Source organism: Flavobacterium anhuiense, assembly GCF_001705175.1.
Taxonomy (GTDB): domain Bacteria; phylum Bacteroidota; class Bacteroidia; order Flavobacteriales; family Flavobacteriaceae; genus Flavobacterium; species Flavobacterium anhuiense.
Window position 1 is genome coordinate 657,018 of record NZ_CP016907.1, and the last position, 15,442, is coordinate 672,459.

8 protein-coding genes are annotated in these 15,442 nt (G+C 36.2%); 6 read left to right on the forward strand and 2 right to left on the reverse strand.

Annotation, left to right across the window (positions count from 1 at the left end):
• Window positions 1-9: 9 nt before the first annotated feature.
• From BB050_RS02775 to BB050_RS02800, 6 genes are all read left to right on the forward strand, one after another.
• On the forward strand, window positions 10-876 hold the full coding sequence (locus tag BB050_RS02775) for a DUF5977 domain-containing protein (protein ID WP_066032525.1): 867 nt from the start codon (window positions 10-12) through the stop codon (window positions 874-876).
• A 201-nt stretch (window positions 877-1,077) separates the two neighbouring features.
• Window positions 1,078-4,176, forward strand: coding sequence for a tail fiber domain-containing protein (locus tag BB050_RS02780; RefSeq protein ID WP_066032526.1), 3,099 nt, complete (start codon window positions 1,078-1,080; stop codon window positions 4,174-4,176).
• A 153-nt stretch (window positions 4,177-4,329) separates the two neighbouring features.
• Window positions 4,330-8,049: a tail fiber domain-containing protein gene (locus BB050_RS02785; RefSeq protein WP_066032527.1), complete on the forward strand. Its 3,720-nt coding sequence runs from the start codon at window positions 4,330-4,332 to the stop codon at window positions 8,047-8,049.
• Window positions 8,049-9,281: a hypothetical protein gene (locus tag BB050_RS02790; protein ID WP_066032528.1), complete on the forward strand. Its 1,233-nt coding sequence runs from the start codon at window positions 8,049-8,051 to the stop codon at window positions 9,279-9,281. Before BB050_RS02785 ends, BB050_RS02790 begins: the two co-directional genes overlap by 1 nt.
• Window positions 9,282-9,620, forward strand: coding sequence for an SET domain-containing protein-lysine N-methyltransferase (locus BB050_RS02795; protein ID WP_066032529.1), 339 nt, complete (start codon window positions 9,282-9,284; stop codon window positions 9,618-9,620).
• Window positions 9,621-10,016: 396 nt separating this feature from the next.
• The gene (locus tag BB050_RS02800) at window positions 10,017-11,621 is read left to right on the forward strand and encodes a class I SAM-dependent methyltransferase (protein WP_066032530.1); all 1,605 of its coding nucleotides are present in this window, start codon (window positions 10,017-10,019) and stop codon (window positions 11,619-11,621) included.
• A gap of 310 nt (window positions 11,622-11,931) precedes the next feature.
• Here the strand turns inward: BB050_RS02800 and BB050_RS02805 are convergent, their stop codons facing one another.
• Complete coding sequence (locus BB050_RS02805) at window positions 11,932-13,749, reverse strand: alkaline phosphatase (protein WP_066032531.1); 1,818 nt, start codon at window positions 13,747-13,749, stop codon at window positions 11,932-11,934.
• A 142-nt stretch (window positions 13,750-13,891) separates the two neighbouring features.
• Entirely contained in the window at window positions 13,892-15,427 is a 1,536-nt protein-coding gene (locus BB050_RS02810) for a RagB/SusD family nutrient uptake outer membrane protein (protein ID WP_066032532.1), read from the reverse strand.
• Between the last annotated feature and the right edge of the window lie 15 nt (window positions 15,428-15,442).

A 15,442-nucleotide genomic window follows, 5' to 3' on the forward strand; every position in this document is an offset into this window, starting at 1 on the left:
ACAAAAAGTATGGGAAATACAGGATACAAATCTTTTGGAGCACTCGAATTATATTATGTTGATGACGGAAGCCCAACAGGACAGCCAACTAAACCAAATGTAGTTACAGATCCTGATTATATCGCACCCGTTTTAGATACTACAACATGTGCTCCTAGCATCAGATATTATAGTGTAGAAAAAAGATTAAGCGCGAAAAAAAACAATTGTGGATCGGGATACAGTGGAAGCACCGTTACACTTACAGCTCTTGCAAATCAATTTGTTTCTACCATAAGCCTTGCAGATGCCAATGCGCAAGCAGATGCGTGGTTGGCGGCAAACGTACAGTCTCATGCAAATATCGCAGGAACGTGTGAGGTCACACCAACTGGTGGCGGAGGCGGAGGGTGTTTTGTTGAAGGAACGCTAATCACATTACCAGACGGAACAAGAAAAACGATTGAAGAACTTACAATTAATGAACTATTGCTTTCTGCCGAAATTGAAACATTGAAGGATACCAATATTGCTAATGAATTGTATAAATGGTCGTGCGAGTGTTTATCTGAAAATAGAATCATATCGCCTATTACAAAAATTACAAAACAAGTTGCTGACAAAACAATTATAGTTAATAATGGTTTATTGGAAGCCACTCCAACTCACTTACAATTAATTCAGCGCAATGGTTATTGGAGATTCATTCCTTTAGGAGATATTGCAGTTGGAGATAATTTATATACGATAGACCGCGAAATTATTACTGTTACTACTGTAACTGCGAATTTAGAAAAACGAAACATCTATCCAATGACTTTGAATCCATTTCACACCTATTTTGCAAATGGAATTTTAACTCACAACTATAAAGAAGCAAATCATAATGATAATTAAAGCAAAACGTCATCTTAATGAATAAAAATAATTTCTTCTTTTAAAAACTCTACAAGTATTTAATCCAAATTCTACCTAAAATTCTTTTTGAAATTGACCTTGAAATAATCTTTAGTCAAAAAAAGAATGTAGAATTTGGATTTACGCATATATCATTTCCAAAGAAAGATTTTAAATACATGCAATTATCAATAAACAAAAATGGATACAAATCATAACAGAATAAAAGTCTCCGACTTAGAAAAAAATGAACAAAACAAAATTTTAATAACCAATAGCAATGGTGAATTAGAATTTAGCGACATAAACGAAATCAGTTACAACTCCCTTGATTATATTGTTCCAGGCAAGGCTTTGGATGCAAGACAAGGAAAAGTTTTAAAAGATTTAATTGGTGATGTAAACGAGTTGCTTGCTTCAGATAATATCGATTTAAATACACTTCAAAAAGTAGGAGACGCAATTGAAGTGGTTCGTAATTCTTTAAGTACAATATTAGTAAACGATTTAAGTTCTGGCGGCACAACAAAAGCTTTATCGGCTGAAATGGGAAAAACTTTGCAAACCAACAAGGTTGATAAAGTTACAGGCAAAAGCCTTCTTTCTGATTCCGAAATTGCACGTCTTGCAACACTTTCAAATTATATTCATCCAACTACTCACGCTCCAAATATTATTGCCCAAGATTCAGAAAATCGATTTGTTTCTGATGCTGAAAAAGCGAATTGGAATGCAAAACAGTCTTCTTTAGGATTTACTCCTGAAAATTCTTCAAATAAAAATACTGCCAATGGCTATGCCGGTTTAGGAGCAGACGGAAAATTAATCTCTTCTCAGCTTCCTGCCATTACAGTAAATGATACTTTCGTTGTAGCTTCAGAAGCTACAATGTTAGCATTAATTGCCGAAACAGGAGATATTGCAGTAAGAACCGATTTAAGTAAATCGTTTATTTTAAAAGGCTCAAATTCAGCCATTTTAACCGATTGGCAGGAGTTATTATCTCCTACTAGTGAGGTTACAAAAGTTTTTGGAAGAAATGGTGCGGTTACAGCTCAAGCTGGTGATTACAATGCAGACCAAATTACTGAAACAGCATCAAGAAAATTTCAATCTGCAACTCAGCAAGCATTTAATGATGCGACAAGTTCAATTCAAACACAATTAAATTCCAAAGCTTCTACAACTGGTTCAGGAGCTTCAGGCACTTGGAGTATTAATGTAACAGGAAATGCAAATACTGCAGGTGGATTAGCCGTTCATTCGTCAACAAATAATGAACCAAACAAAATTGTAAGAACAGATGGCAATGGTTATATTCAGGCAGGATGGATCAATACCGTTTCTGGTGATAACGGAACTACTCCAATCAATAGAATTTATGCATCTGATGATCAGTATTTAAGATATTATACGCCGGCAAATTTTATTAATACTTTAGGATTAGCTACTACTGCAACAAATAGATGGTATGACGGTTGGGTTAATGCTCCTGGCTACGATGCTAATACTATTGGAGAGAATAAATCTGGATTCTCATATGCAAACAATTGTCCTTTAAACGGGCAATTAATACACTTTGGTTCGGGAGGATATAGCTTACAATTAAATTCTAATTATGGATCAGGAGTAGCAGATGTTAGATTTAGAACACATAATGGAGATGTTAATGTTTGGGGAGCTTGGGGAAGGTTTCTATCCGATGCTAATTATGCATCATACTCAGCATTTTCTGGGATTGTTAGTTCAGGAAGTGGCTTCCAAACTGCCAATTACGCTACTAATACGAGAAATAGAATTTGGTCTTTTGGTAACGCTGACGAATATGGCCTAAGTTACTTTCAAGGATCAGCTGGCCAAAATGGTGCAGATTCAATTGGAATCCATTTCGGAAATGCAACAAATGCAGGTTCTAAATTTATTTTTGCGACTAATGGCAATTTCTTAACATCAGGAACGACAACAAGTACTGCGTTAGGTATAGCTCAAACAACGGGAGAAGGGCAAGGCCTTTCTCTTTATGCCGGTGCCATAAACGGAAAACCCTCATATGGCTTAATGTTTGCTACAACATCAAACTATGGAGGGCATGGATCGGTAAGTGGAGATTGGGCAACCTATTTTACCATGGAGGGCGCTTCAAATCGAGGATGGGTTTTTCGTTTGGCAAATGCAAATATTGCCAGCATTAGCGCTAATGGTGTTTTTACAGGATCAAACTTTGTTGGTCCGTTATCTGGAAATGCTAGTACCGCAACAATAGCCAACCAAATGAACTGGAATAATTATGGCACTGGTCATACTATTTTTGATGCTTCAGCATCAGTATCTCCTTCAGGCACTTCTGTAAACAATGCCAATGCCCAAATACCTTGGTCTTCTACATATCCTTCTCTTATGGGCTGGAATGGCGCTAATACTTTTGGCCTTAGAGTTGACTCTTCAAGGGTTTCGGATCGAACAGATCGGGCAAATGGTAACCTTTACATTGATGACAATTATGGAAATGGTGTTGTTGGAGTCTATTCTTCAACTCGCTATCAAGGAATTTATGCTATGGGCGACGCTTATAAATTATCTGCAGATGGAACTGCTACTAATAATTGTTACGGATTAGCTTGGACACATTCTAATGTCGGTGGTCAGTCAATAGCTGGCCTTAGCCATCAATTATTGATAATGGAGGCAGGAACTACTAAAACAGCAATCGGTTCAGGAATTTGGACTTCGGGAGCTGTCACTGGATCAAGATTTGCTGCTGGATTTGATGCTGGAGTTGCCAACTCATTTTCGTGCGATGGATGGTTTAGATCTGGAGGTTCCTCAGGTTGGTATAATTCTACTTTCGGCGGAGGAATTTGGATGCAGAATACTACAAACGTAGAAATTTATGGAAATAAGCAACTTTTAGTTAATAACAATATTACCGCAACTGGAGATGTAGTAGCCTACTATTCCGATGAAAGATTAAAAACCAAGAAAGGCAATATTACCAATGCTATTGATAAGATTAAAACTTTAAATGGTTTTTATTATAAAAACAATAGTTTGGCAAAAAGTTTTGGCTATAAATCTACCGATCTGCAAATTGGTCTTTCTGCGCAAGAAGTAAAAGCAATTTTGCCAGAAGTAGTGACTACAGCACCATTTGATAGAAAAATTACAGAAGACGGAAATGAAATTTCTAAATCTGGTGAAAACTACTTAACTGTCAATTATGCTAAACTAGTGCCTTTATTAGTTGAAGCTATAAAAGAACAGCAAGCTCAGATAGATTTTTTATTAGCCAAAATTAATTAATGGCTTTAAATTCTTCTTTATCCTTCATTATTTACTGCTTATAATTCATAGGGAAGCTTATCTAAAACTACCTACTACTACTTTCAATGTGAAAGTTTCAACCTTTTCTATTTTTTCTAAAACCAGTAAAACTAAATAATTTAATCAATTGATATGAATACAAATCATAATAGGATAAAAGTATCCGACCTAGAAACAAACAGTCCTGATAAAATTTTAATTACAAATTCCAGTGGCGAATTAGAATTTAGCAACATTAACAACATCAGTTACAATGCATTGGATTACGCCCTTGAAGGCAAAGCTCTTGATGCTAGGCAAGGTAAAATCTTAAAAGGTTTTATTGACAATATTAATACTTTACTTGCTTCTGATAATGCCAACTTAAATACCATTCAGGAATTAGTAAATGCTATCGAAGCAATCCAAGCGTCGCTAAATACTATTTTGGTAAATGACCTTACAACTGGAGGAGCTACAAAAGCATTATCTGCGGAAATGGGTAAAGTATTGCAAAACAACAAAGTTGACAAAGTAACAGGAAAAAGCCTCCTTTCAGATTCAGAAATTGCACGTCTGGCAACACTAGCAAATTATACACATCCAACAACTCATTCACCAAATATAATTGCGCAGGATACGAGTAATCGTTTTGTTTCTGATACTGAAAAAGCCACTTGGAATGCAAAACAATCTGCTCTCGGATTTACCCCTGAAAATATTGCAAACAAAAATGCAGTTAATGGCTATGCAGGACTAGGTGCAGATGGAAAAATTATCGGGGCTCAATTACCTTCAATTGCAATTAAAAATACTTTCGTAGCTACTTCACAAACTGCTATGTTAGCATTAATTGCAGAAACAGGAGATCTGGCTATTAGAAGTGATGTGAATAAGTCTTATGTCTTAAAAGGAAACAATCCAGCATTAATAAGCGATTGGCAAGAATTGTTGACTCCGCCTGATGCTGTCACTACTGTTTTTGGCCGTAACGGAGCTGTTGTCTCTCAAACAGGAGATTATACAGCCGATCAAATTAGTGAAACTGCATCGAGAAAATTTCAAACGGCCAATCAAAATACTTTTAATGATGCAACATCTAGTATTCAGACACAGTTAAACTCAAAACAAGCAAACATCGCCGCAGGCAATACAAATCAGTATTTTAGAGGTGATAAAAGCTGGCAGACGCTAGACAAAACTGCTGTAGGTTTGGCGAATGCAGATAATACTTCTGATGCCGCTAAGAATGTTTTATCTGCAACTAAACTGACAACCGCCAGAACTATCAATGGAGTTGCTTTTGACGGTTCTGCAAATATTACAATCAATGCTGTAGATTCAACTGCAAGAATTGCTTCTAGCGAAAAAGGTGCTGCTAATGGAGTAGCTACACTTGATGCCAGCGGCATTATTTTAATATCACAGCTACCAAGCTATGTAGATGATGTTTTGGAATTTACCAATCTAGCTGGTTTTCCGGCAACTGGCGAGACTGGAAAAATTTATATTGCTAAAGACACTAACAAGACTTATCGTTGGGGGGGATCAGCATATGTCTACATTACAAGCGGTGCAGTAGACAGCGTTGCAGGAAAATCTGGTGTGGTAACATTGGCTAAAACTGATGTTGGTCTTGGAAGTGTAGACAATACTGCTGATGCTGCTAAAAATGTTTTGTCAGCTACGAAATTAACAACTCCAAGAACAATCAATGGGGTCTCTTTTGATGGTTCTACAAACATTACGATCGCTGATTCTACAAAAGAAAATAGCATTGTTGCGGGTACAACTTCTCAATACTGGAGAGGAGATAAAACTTGGCAAGCTCTAACTACAGCAAATGTTCCTGAATCTGGAAACTTATATTTTTCAAATGCAAGATCGATTGCTTCTGTTTTAACTGGATATAATTCTTCAGCTGGAACAATTTCAGCCTCTGATACTATTTTAACAGCTATTAATAAATTAAATGGAAATGATGCTTTAAAGGCTCCTCTTGCTTCTCCTACATTTACAGGAACAGTTACTGCGCCAATATTTTCTGGAGCTTTAACAGGAAATGCAGCTACAGCCACTGTTCTTCAAACCGCTAGAACAATTAATGGAGTATCTTTTAATGGTTCTGCAAATATTACTATTGCTGATTCGACAAAATTGCCTCTAGCTGGTGGAACAATGAGCGGAGATATTGTTTTTCCCGGAACTGATCGTTCAGAAGGCATTTTTGGAACTTACGATTCTACAAAAACGCAATCAATTTGGTCTATAGGAACAGCTTATAGAAGCTCTATCGATGGCTCAAATTTTGGCACTCTTTATGGTCTTGCTTACAAACATACCAATAATACATCAGGAGGAACTATGGCTGGCGGACATCAAATGGTGTGGTGTAATAATGGTTCTCCTAAATCTGCCATTGGTGATGGAATCTGGACAGCAGGTACAATTACAGGTGACGGCTCAGGTTTAACCGGTATCTCGCAAACGTTCAGTATCGGAGGAAATGCTGCTACAGCAACCAGATTACAAACGCCTAGGACAATTAATGGCGTATCATTTGATGGTTCTGCAAATATTACAATTCCGACAAATGATATTGATAAAGTTCCTCATCAAGACGGAACTAGATCAGATCTTAATTACAATAGCGCAGTTATAGCATCAGGTTTTTACAATGTTAATTCTACAGGAACTAATGGCCCAGGTACGTCTTACAACAACCTAATTGTTGCTAAAGGAATTGATACTGGATTGCAAATAGCAGGAGGCCATAATAATGATTCATTATGTTTTAGAGGATGGAGCTCGAATGGAACAACTTTTACGCCATGGAGACGAGTATTGCATGACGGTAATTATAATTCATATTCTCCAACCTTAACAGGAACAGGAGCCAATGGAAATTGGGGCATAAATATTACAGGAAGCGCTGGCGGTTCTTCAAGATATGTCGATCTGTTAGCTAATAGAACCGATGTCACCGCTTATCCAATTCTTTGGGGGGTTAACCAAGGAACAAATCCAATAACTGGTAATGCCTCGACTTACGCATTTTCATGCGATGCTGTCAAAATCCAATCAAGTACAGGAACAGTAATTGCGAATAACTTTAGCGGAAGCGGAACAGGTCTAACTGGAACTGCTGGTTCATTAAATATTGGAGGAAATGCAGGCACTGCAACTTCTGCACAAAGAATATCATTCAATGATGGTCCTCGAACATTAAGCGATCGTTTGCCAAATACATTTGCCAGAACAGTTAGTTTTGATTTTGTCAATGCTGCAACTGTTGGCGGTTCTGGAAATTATGGAGGTGTTATGACATTTTTTCCGTGGGATGGTCTTACATCTTCTACTGGAGACTCTTCTTATCAACTTGCTTTTAGAAATGAAAGCGGTATAAACGGTTCTGGATTGCCAGGCCTAAGGCTTCGTAAAGGAATTGATACAACATGGGGAGGATGGTACGATATTTTACATTCTGGCAATTATTCCTCTTACTCTGCATTCTCTGGAGCAATCACAGGAGCTTCCTTAACCGTTACAGGAGATGTTACTGCTTTTTCTGATGCCAGAGTGAAAGAAAACATTAGACCAATTGATAATGTAATCGAAAGAATTCAAGCCTCAAGAGGAGTTCTCTATGATCGAATTGATAACGATCAAAAAAACAATATCGGATTTATCGCTCAAGAACTTGAAGAAAATTTCCCTGAATTGGTACTGACAAGAGAAAACGGGACAAAAGCTGTTAAATATCAAAATGCTGTTGCTGTAATATTTGAGGCTGTTAAAAAACAACAGACACAAATTGAAGAACAGAATCGAAAAATGAAATTTATTCTTGAACAATTAAACCTAAAATTATAATGGCACTTTCAACAACTGGTCCTCTTTCTTTAGGAGACATAAATGCAGAATTAGGCAGAACCAGAACAGCATCCATATCTTTGGATGCTGCTGAAAATGGCTCTTATGGCACAATTAACCAAAATAGCCCCTTTAGACCTTCTAGCTCTAATCCAGCCTCAGTAAGCGAATGGCGTGGTTATAATCATGCCGCAACTGCGCCTTCAATAACTATCACAAGTTACAGCTCTGGTAATTTATATTTTACGATTGCTGGCACTGGTTATTCTCCTTCCACATTAACGGTGAAAGCTAGTACTACCTCTGCAACGGGACCTTGGGCTAACAGTACTGCTGGATCCAATTCACCTAGAGGAGTTTCTATTCCAACTGTAACTACTTGGTATATGATTGAAGATGCACTTAATACTTCTATATTCTCTAATGTATATCAATTTGTGGTTGCTAATGATACTACACCTCCGAGTATTCCAACTGGTTTATATTGTAACGACGGAGACGGAGAAAGCACAACATCCATCTTTATTGGATGGAATGCTTCAACAGATAACAAAGGTGTTGAAGGTTATAACTTACAGCGAAAAGCAGGCGCTAATGGAACGTGGGTTACTAGATACTCAGGTCCAAATACATTCTATTATGATACTGGAAGTTATAATACCTTATACTATTTTCAAGTCAGAGCTTATGATGCAGCAGGAAATTACTCCAATTTTTCTTCGTCAGCAAGCTGGAGAACGGGTGAAATTGTTTGTTTTGTTGAAGGCACCTTAATTACATTACCAGATGGTTCACAAAAACCTATAGAAAAATTAAAAATTAATGATTTATTGCTTTCTGCCGAAATTGAAACTCTAAACGACACTAATGAAGTAGCTAAACTGTATAAATGGTCTTGTGATTACGTAGCAGAAAACAGAATTATAGCACCTATAACTAACATTGAGCCAAAAATTGCCTACAAAACAATCATTTTAAATAACGGATTGTTAGAAGCTACGCCTTTTCACTCGCAATTAATCCAGAGAGAAGGCATTTGGAAATTTATTCCAATCGGTGAAGTTGTCGTGGGAGATAAATTATATGGTTTATCTAAAGAAATCATTCCTATAACCTCAGTATCTGTCAATTTCGAAGAAAGAAAAATTTATCCGTTAACCCTAAGCCCTTCTCATACTTATTTTGCAAATGGTGTTTTAACACACAATATTAAACCACCAGATCCGGTCTAAATGAAGTATAAAATCAATACAGAAGATTTAACCAATATTAAAATAACTGCTATTCAAGATATTCTTCCTTATGAATCAATTGGTATTTGGGTAATAGATAAACCTATGAGTGACAATTCACGATACTTATTTCAAAACCAGATGCAAAAAAAATGGTGGGAAACTGATGATTTAGGAAGATATTGCAATCATTCCTTAACACCTAACACTATTGTATGTCTTCAAAATGATAGAGTAGAATTAATAGCAAAAATACCTATTCAAAAAGAGACAGAAATACTGGTAGATTACCGAACAATAACAGAATGCATTGGTTACATTCCAAATTTAAATTTTTAAAAACATAAACACAACTATAATCGCACTTTCAAAACTGATCTTGACAACTGCAAAAGCATGACAAGGGCTCATGGGCATTGGGTAAAATAAAAGCTTACAGCATCCAGCATAATTTTAGTGAATATGTGAAAAAGAATACCCTCATTATTATCAATCGATTGAAGAAGTTTTAAAAAATAAGGCATAAATAAATTATTTCAATAGCCTGACTAAAGCCAGCTAAAGAAGACTTTTGTCTTCCGAGGTTGGCTTTAATTTATTTTAACCATAATTAATTCACTTCATGACTTCCATTCTAAATTATTTTGCAAAAAATCGTAAACTTGATGATAATTCTTTCTGCATTAACCAATCAATAAAATCACTATTTTTAAACAAACCTTCATTCTTTGCATTATGAACGATAAATCTCAGCTTTTAGGTTCCATTTTCAGACATCTTGACGGATTAGTTACAGCACCTGTAGCAATAGCATTCGAAAACAAATCGGTTTTAGAATTTATATTAAGCAAAGAAAAGCTCACTTTATCTGAGCTTACAGCCGCTTTTAAAGCCAACGAAGGTTATCTGAATGTCGCTTTGCGAGTTTTGGCTTCTCAGGGTTTTCTGGATTATGAAGTTGATAATAAAAAACAGGAAATCACGATTTCTGTAAACCAAAAAACAAAAACAGCTTTTTCACTGTTTTATCTCTATGAAGATGTGGTGAATTTGCTACAATTATCGATTCAGTTTCATCCGCGTTTGTTTGAAGATGTTCCTTTTGAAAAGCTCAATACTATTTTTGAAAAATATAAAAAAAGATATGGAATTGAACCTTCAGATGATCCGCTGAAAAACAGTATCCAGGAGCAAATTTTAAAACATATTGAAGGTTATCTGATTGGTCCGACAATTGTACGTCTGGCAATGAACGGAATGTTTCATAAGTATTTTATGGAAACTTCTTTCAGACCCGAAGAATTTCATAAATCACCAGAAAATTTTAAAAAGATATTAGACTTTTTTGTTCATTTGGGTTGGTTTCTAGAAAAAAATGGCAATTATCAATTTACCGAAGCTGGTTTGTTTTTTGCTAAAAGAGCCAGCGCTTATGGCGTTACGGTTTCTTACTTGCCAACTTTTGCCAAAATCGAAGAATTAATTTTTGGCAATCCAGATATTTTGAGAACGGCTGAAGGTGAAAACGAACTTCATGTAGATCGCGAAATGAACGTTTGGGGAAGCGGCGGCGCTCACGACACTTATTTTAAAGTAGTTGACGAAATTCTGATCAAACTTTTCAATCTCCCTATTGACGAACAGCCAAAAGGAATCCTAGATATGGGTTGCGGAAATGGCGCTTTTCTACAGCACATTTTTGAAGTAATTGACAGACAAACTTTAAGGGGAAAAATGCTCGACGAATATCCGCTGTTTCTAGTTGGTGCCGATTACAATCAAACCGCTTTGAAAGTAACCAGAGCCAATCTAATCAATGCAGATATTTGGGCAAAAGTAATCTGGGGCGATATCGGACGTCCTGATTTACTGGCCAACGATTTGAAAGAAAATTATAATATTGACTTGAAAGATCTTCTGAATGTGAGGACATTTCTAGATCATAATCGAATTTGGCAAGATCCGAAACAGATTAATGAAAATAGAGTCAGTACCTCAACGGGTGCATTTGCATATCGAGGAAAAAGAATTAGCAATAATCTAGTTGAAGATAATCTTTTGGAACATTTACAAAAATGGTCACCTTATGTACACAAATTTGGTTTGCTTCTGATTGAACTTCATACCATAAATCCTAAATTGACAGCCAATAATCTAGGCAGAACTCCTGCAACAGCTTATGATGCCACACATGGTTTTTCTGACCAGTATATTGTTGAAATTGATGTTTTTAATTCGATTGCGGCTGAAGCAGGTTTATTTCCGGATAAATCCATTTTCAAGCGATTTCCAGATGCTGATACGGCAACTGTTAGCATCAATTTATTGAAAGGAAAATAAATAAAATGTAACGTTTAAAATTAACCGAAATACTATATTTCACCCCGCTGGGGCTCTTTCTTAAACCGCAATTCTATTTCTATAAATATTTCGTCCCTCTGGGACTTTCCTAAGACACATTGTAAAGCTAATATATTGTTTCATTGGGATTTGAAAAACGTTTTCAAGCTCTGGAAGAGCAAAAACATTTATAGAAAAAAATTCAAAGACAACGATTAAAAAGCTACAGCGGAGCGATATATTTCTGAAATCAAAAAGGAGCTGTCTTTTCAGGCGCTCCTTTTTGAATTTTATATCAATTGAAAACAAATCATTTCCCACCAATCAACTCCATAATTTTGTCATAAATTGCTGTATTCTGATAAACTCCCATGAATTTTTCAGATCCTGGCCCATAAGCAAAAACTGGAACAGGAATTGCCGTGTGATCGTTCGTGCTAAAACTTCCGTGAACGTATCCTTTTTCAATGCTTCCGTCAATTAGAGATAATCCGCCCGTTTCGTGATCTGCAGTTACGATTAGCAAAGTTTGCGGATTTTTATCTACAAATTCCATTGCCTGGCCAACCAATTTGTCAAAATCCAACATTTCTCTCACCACATATTCTACATTGTTTTGGTGTCCGCCGTAATCGATTTGAGCGCCTTCAGCCATTATAAAAAACGGATTTTTGGTTTTTGAAAAAGTAGTTGTCGCTTTCGCTAAAGATTTGGTTAGAAAATCTCCTCTTCCGTTTTTCATAGAAACCACCGCTGCATCTTCTAAAACTACAAATTTGTTATTTTTAATCGTATCCAAACTCGCAAATTTATCTGAGAAAGTATAACCCTTTTCAATTAAGATTTTAGACAAATCTTTTCCATCTTTTCTGGAAATAAATTCTTTCTGCCCTCCTCCTATTAAAATATCTGACGGATTTGAAAGAAAATCATTTGCAATTGGCTCGCTTAAACTTCTTTCTGGCTGATGTGCATAAAACGCCGCTGGAGTTGCATCGGTAATATTTCCAGCAGAAATAATGGCCGTTTTATAGTTTTTCTTTGCCAATTGCTGTGTAATCAATTCAAGAGGTCTTCTGTTTTCATCAACACTTATAAAACGGTTATTGGTTTTATGTCCCGTAGCCATTGCCGTTGCGCCTGCAGCAGAATCTGTGATATAACTATCCGAAGCTTTTGTGATTGAAAATCCTTGAGTCGGAATATTAAATAAATTCAACTGTCCTTTGTTTGCCGTGTAACCAGAATAGATTTGCGCTAATCCCATTCCGTCTCCAATTAAGAGAATAACGTTTTTTGGACGCTTATTCTTGAAAACATTTTTAGGAACATAAGCTTGATGAAATTCTGTATTCTGGTAAAATGTCGTTTTAATATTATTTATAAATTCAGTCAGTTCGGCTACTTTATCCGTTCCGATAAAGTCAACTTTTAAATTCATCAAAGTCATATATGTATTCACGTTGTCTTGAGTGGCCCAGAATCTTATCTTTTTGTTTTGATCGTGGACTTTTTTGATAATGGCCTGAATTTTTTCAGAATCGGGCTGCGTCAAAACACCTTTTCCGTTCCAAACTGTGATTTGATGTAAATCTTCACTGATCATCTCAACTCTCGCTAATTGATCTGGAGTATAATTTTCATTCAGCCTTCCGTCAAAATAAATAAAATCTGGATATGCCGCCCATAGTGACGGTAAAGGTCTATTTCCAGAAATAACCACTTTTATGTTTTTATTCGAAATAATATCTGGAAAAATCTTTAACTGCTGCGTAATTGCTTTTAGAGTCGAATCGGCATCCGACTTTATATCAATCATTAAAATCAATGGCTTATTACTTGGATATGCTTTTCCTCCCAACGTTTTTAATTTATTAGAAAGCGGTTCTAAATACAGACTTTTTAATGTATTGTGAGTAGCAATTTCCTTAGAAGTGTGTGCGACAAATAATTCATTATTTACTAAAAAGACATCGGCTTCTATAACGCCTGTTTCGTTAGAATAGGCACCATAAAATGGCAATTTGCTTTCGTAATCGTTATGAGAATGAATGTTAGAAGAGGTGTATTCTTGCGCTTGAGCAAACAAGCAAAATTGAAGGCATAAAAGGGTGATTATTTTTTTCATCGAAAATAAATTAAACAGCAAAAAGTCGTAGGTTACTCCTTGCTATATTGAAACAAAAAATGTCTTATTATTTTTTTACAACTGCAGTCTCCTGACTAAGACTGCAGCGTAAAAAACTAAAAAAACACAACACAATTTTTTATTACCAGCCTTGGTTTTGAGTCAAAGCTCCTTTACTCACTGCAATTTCATCTGGCGGTATTGGCCACACATGATGAATTGAAGGATTGAAATTACGAGCAGGATAAATAACGCTTCCGTTATAATGGTGCAATGGTTTTGCGTAAGTTTCCTTTGCATCTCCCCAACGCACTAAATCAAAATGACGGTCTGTCCACTCGCCTGCCAGTTCGCATCTTCTTTCTCTTTTTAAATCGACCATTGTAGCTCCAGAAATATCTGCAAGACCTGCACGGTGACGAATCATATTGATTTCTGTATCTGCATTTTGACCTTTCATTAATTTCGCTTCCGCTAACATTAAAATCACATCAGCATAACGTAAAAGAGGCACATTTAAAGCTGTTGAAGGCTTGTCTCCATTCGCATTTACATAACGGATATCAACTCCACCCGATGTTGTTTTTGGATAACTGAATGGCTCCATATATTTTTTAAACTGATACCCCGTTCTGTTACTTGAACTTACTACGTGGTTTCCTTCATTAAAAGTTACGGTTTCTCCGAAATAAACAAATTTGTCTCCTTTTTGTAAAATCGTAGCACTGCGTCTTTTATCGTTTGGATCATAAGCATCAAATAATTCTTTTGTCGGATAAAAATTTCCCCAGCCGTTGTAAACTCCCCAACCTTTATCTTCTAGACAAACTCCAGGAAAAATAGAACCTAAAGAAGTATTTTCTGCACTTGAAGTTACAGACCAGATATACTCTGAAGACCAATTGTTGCTGATTTTAAATACATCTTCAAAATTGTCCAATAATTTGTGCTTTCCGCTAGCCACAATCATATTGGCATATTTAATGGCATTGTCCCAATCTTTTGCATACAAATACGTACGTACTAAATATGCCCAAGCCGCAGTTTTGTGAGCGCGTCCGCGATTGTCTGGTGTAAGCTGATCGAAATAAGGCAATAAATCTGCTGCTTTGATTAAATCTGCTGCAATGTAAGCGTAATTTTCGGCTACATTTTTAGCACGAGGCACATAAACATTTGTCGGGTTTGCTCTGTCTTGAATTGGAATTCCTGCACGATCGTCTCCGTAATGATAGGCCAATTCTAAATGCATTACAGCGTGATTAAAATAAGCTTCTCCCAACATTCCGTTTCTTGTTTTTTCATCCAAAGCAATATTTGGAATGTTACGAATCACGTCATTACAACGTTTCATAATTTCGTAGTGAATTCTCCAGATATCTTTAGTATCCGATTCTGATCCGTCTACAATAAAGTTTTTGATTCTTTCTGCATTTTGCCTTGGTTTTGTACCAATATCATCGCTGGCATTATTTAGCCAAAAGAAACCGCGACCGTACATATTATCATCAGAATACAAAGCATAAATTGCATTTACTCCTGCTTTTGCATCTGCTGGTGTTTTCCAGAAATTCCCGCTCGAAGGAGCTCCTTGCGGCACAACATCAAGTTCGCTTTCGCAAGCCGAAGTACTTATCAAAAGAACAAAACTCAATAATAAAAGACTTATTTTTTTCATTTTAATTGTTTTTTA

What these genes read in the sequence shown, in the direction of transcription:
- BB050_RS02775 (WP_066032525.1), top strand. Translation starts at nt 10, where the DNA reads ATGGGAAATACAGGATACAAATCTTTTGGAGCACTCGAATTATATTAT.
- BB050_RS02780 (WP_066032526.1), top strand. Translation starts at nt 1,078, where the DNA reads ATGGATACAAATCATAACAGAATAAAAGTCTCCGACTTAGAAAAAAAT.
- BB050_RS02785 (WP_066032527.1), top strand. Translation starts at nt 4,330, where the DNA reads ATGAATACAAATCATAATAGGATAAAAGTATCCGACCTAGAAACAAAC.
- BB050_RS02790 (WP_066032528.1), top strand. Translation starts at nt 8,049, where the DNA reads ATGGCACTTTCAACAACTGGTCCTCTTTCTTTAGGAGACATAAATGCA.
- BB050_RS02795 (WP_066032529.1), top strand. Translation starts at nt 9,282, where the DNA reads ATGAAGTATAAAATCAATACAGAAGATTTAACCAATATTAAAATAACT.
- BB050_RS02800 (WP_066032530.1), top strand. Translation starts at nt 10,017, where the DNA reads ATGAACGATAAATCTCAGCTTTTAGGTTCCATTTTCAGACATCTTGAC.
- BB050_RS02805 (WP_066032531.1), bottom strand. Translation starts at nt 13,749, where the DNA reads ATGAAAAAAATAATCACCCTTTTATGCCTTCAATTTTGCTTGTTTGCT.
- BB050_RS02810 (WP_066032532.1), bottom strand. Translation starts at nt 15,427, where the DNA reads ATGAAAAAAATAAGTCTTTTATTATTGAGTTTTGTTCTTTTGATAAGT.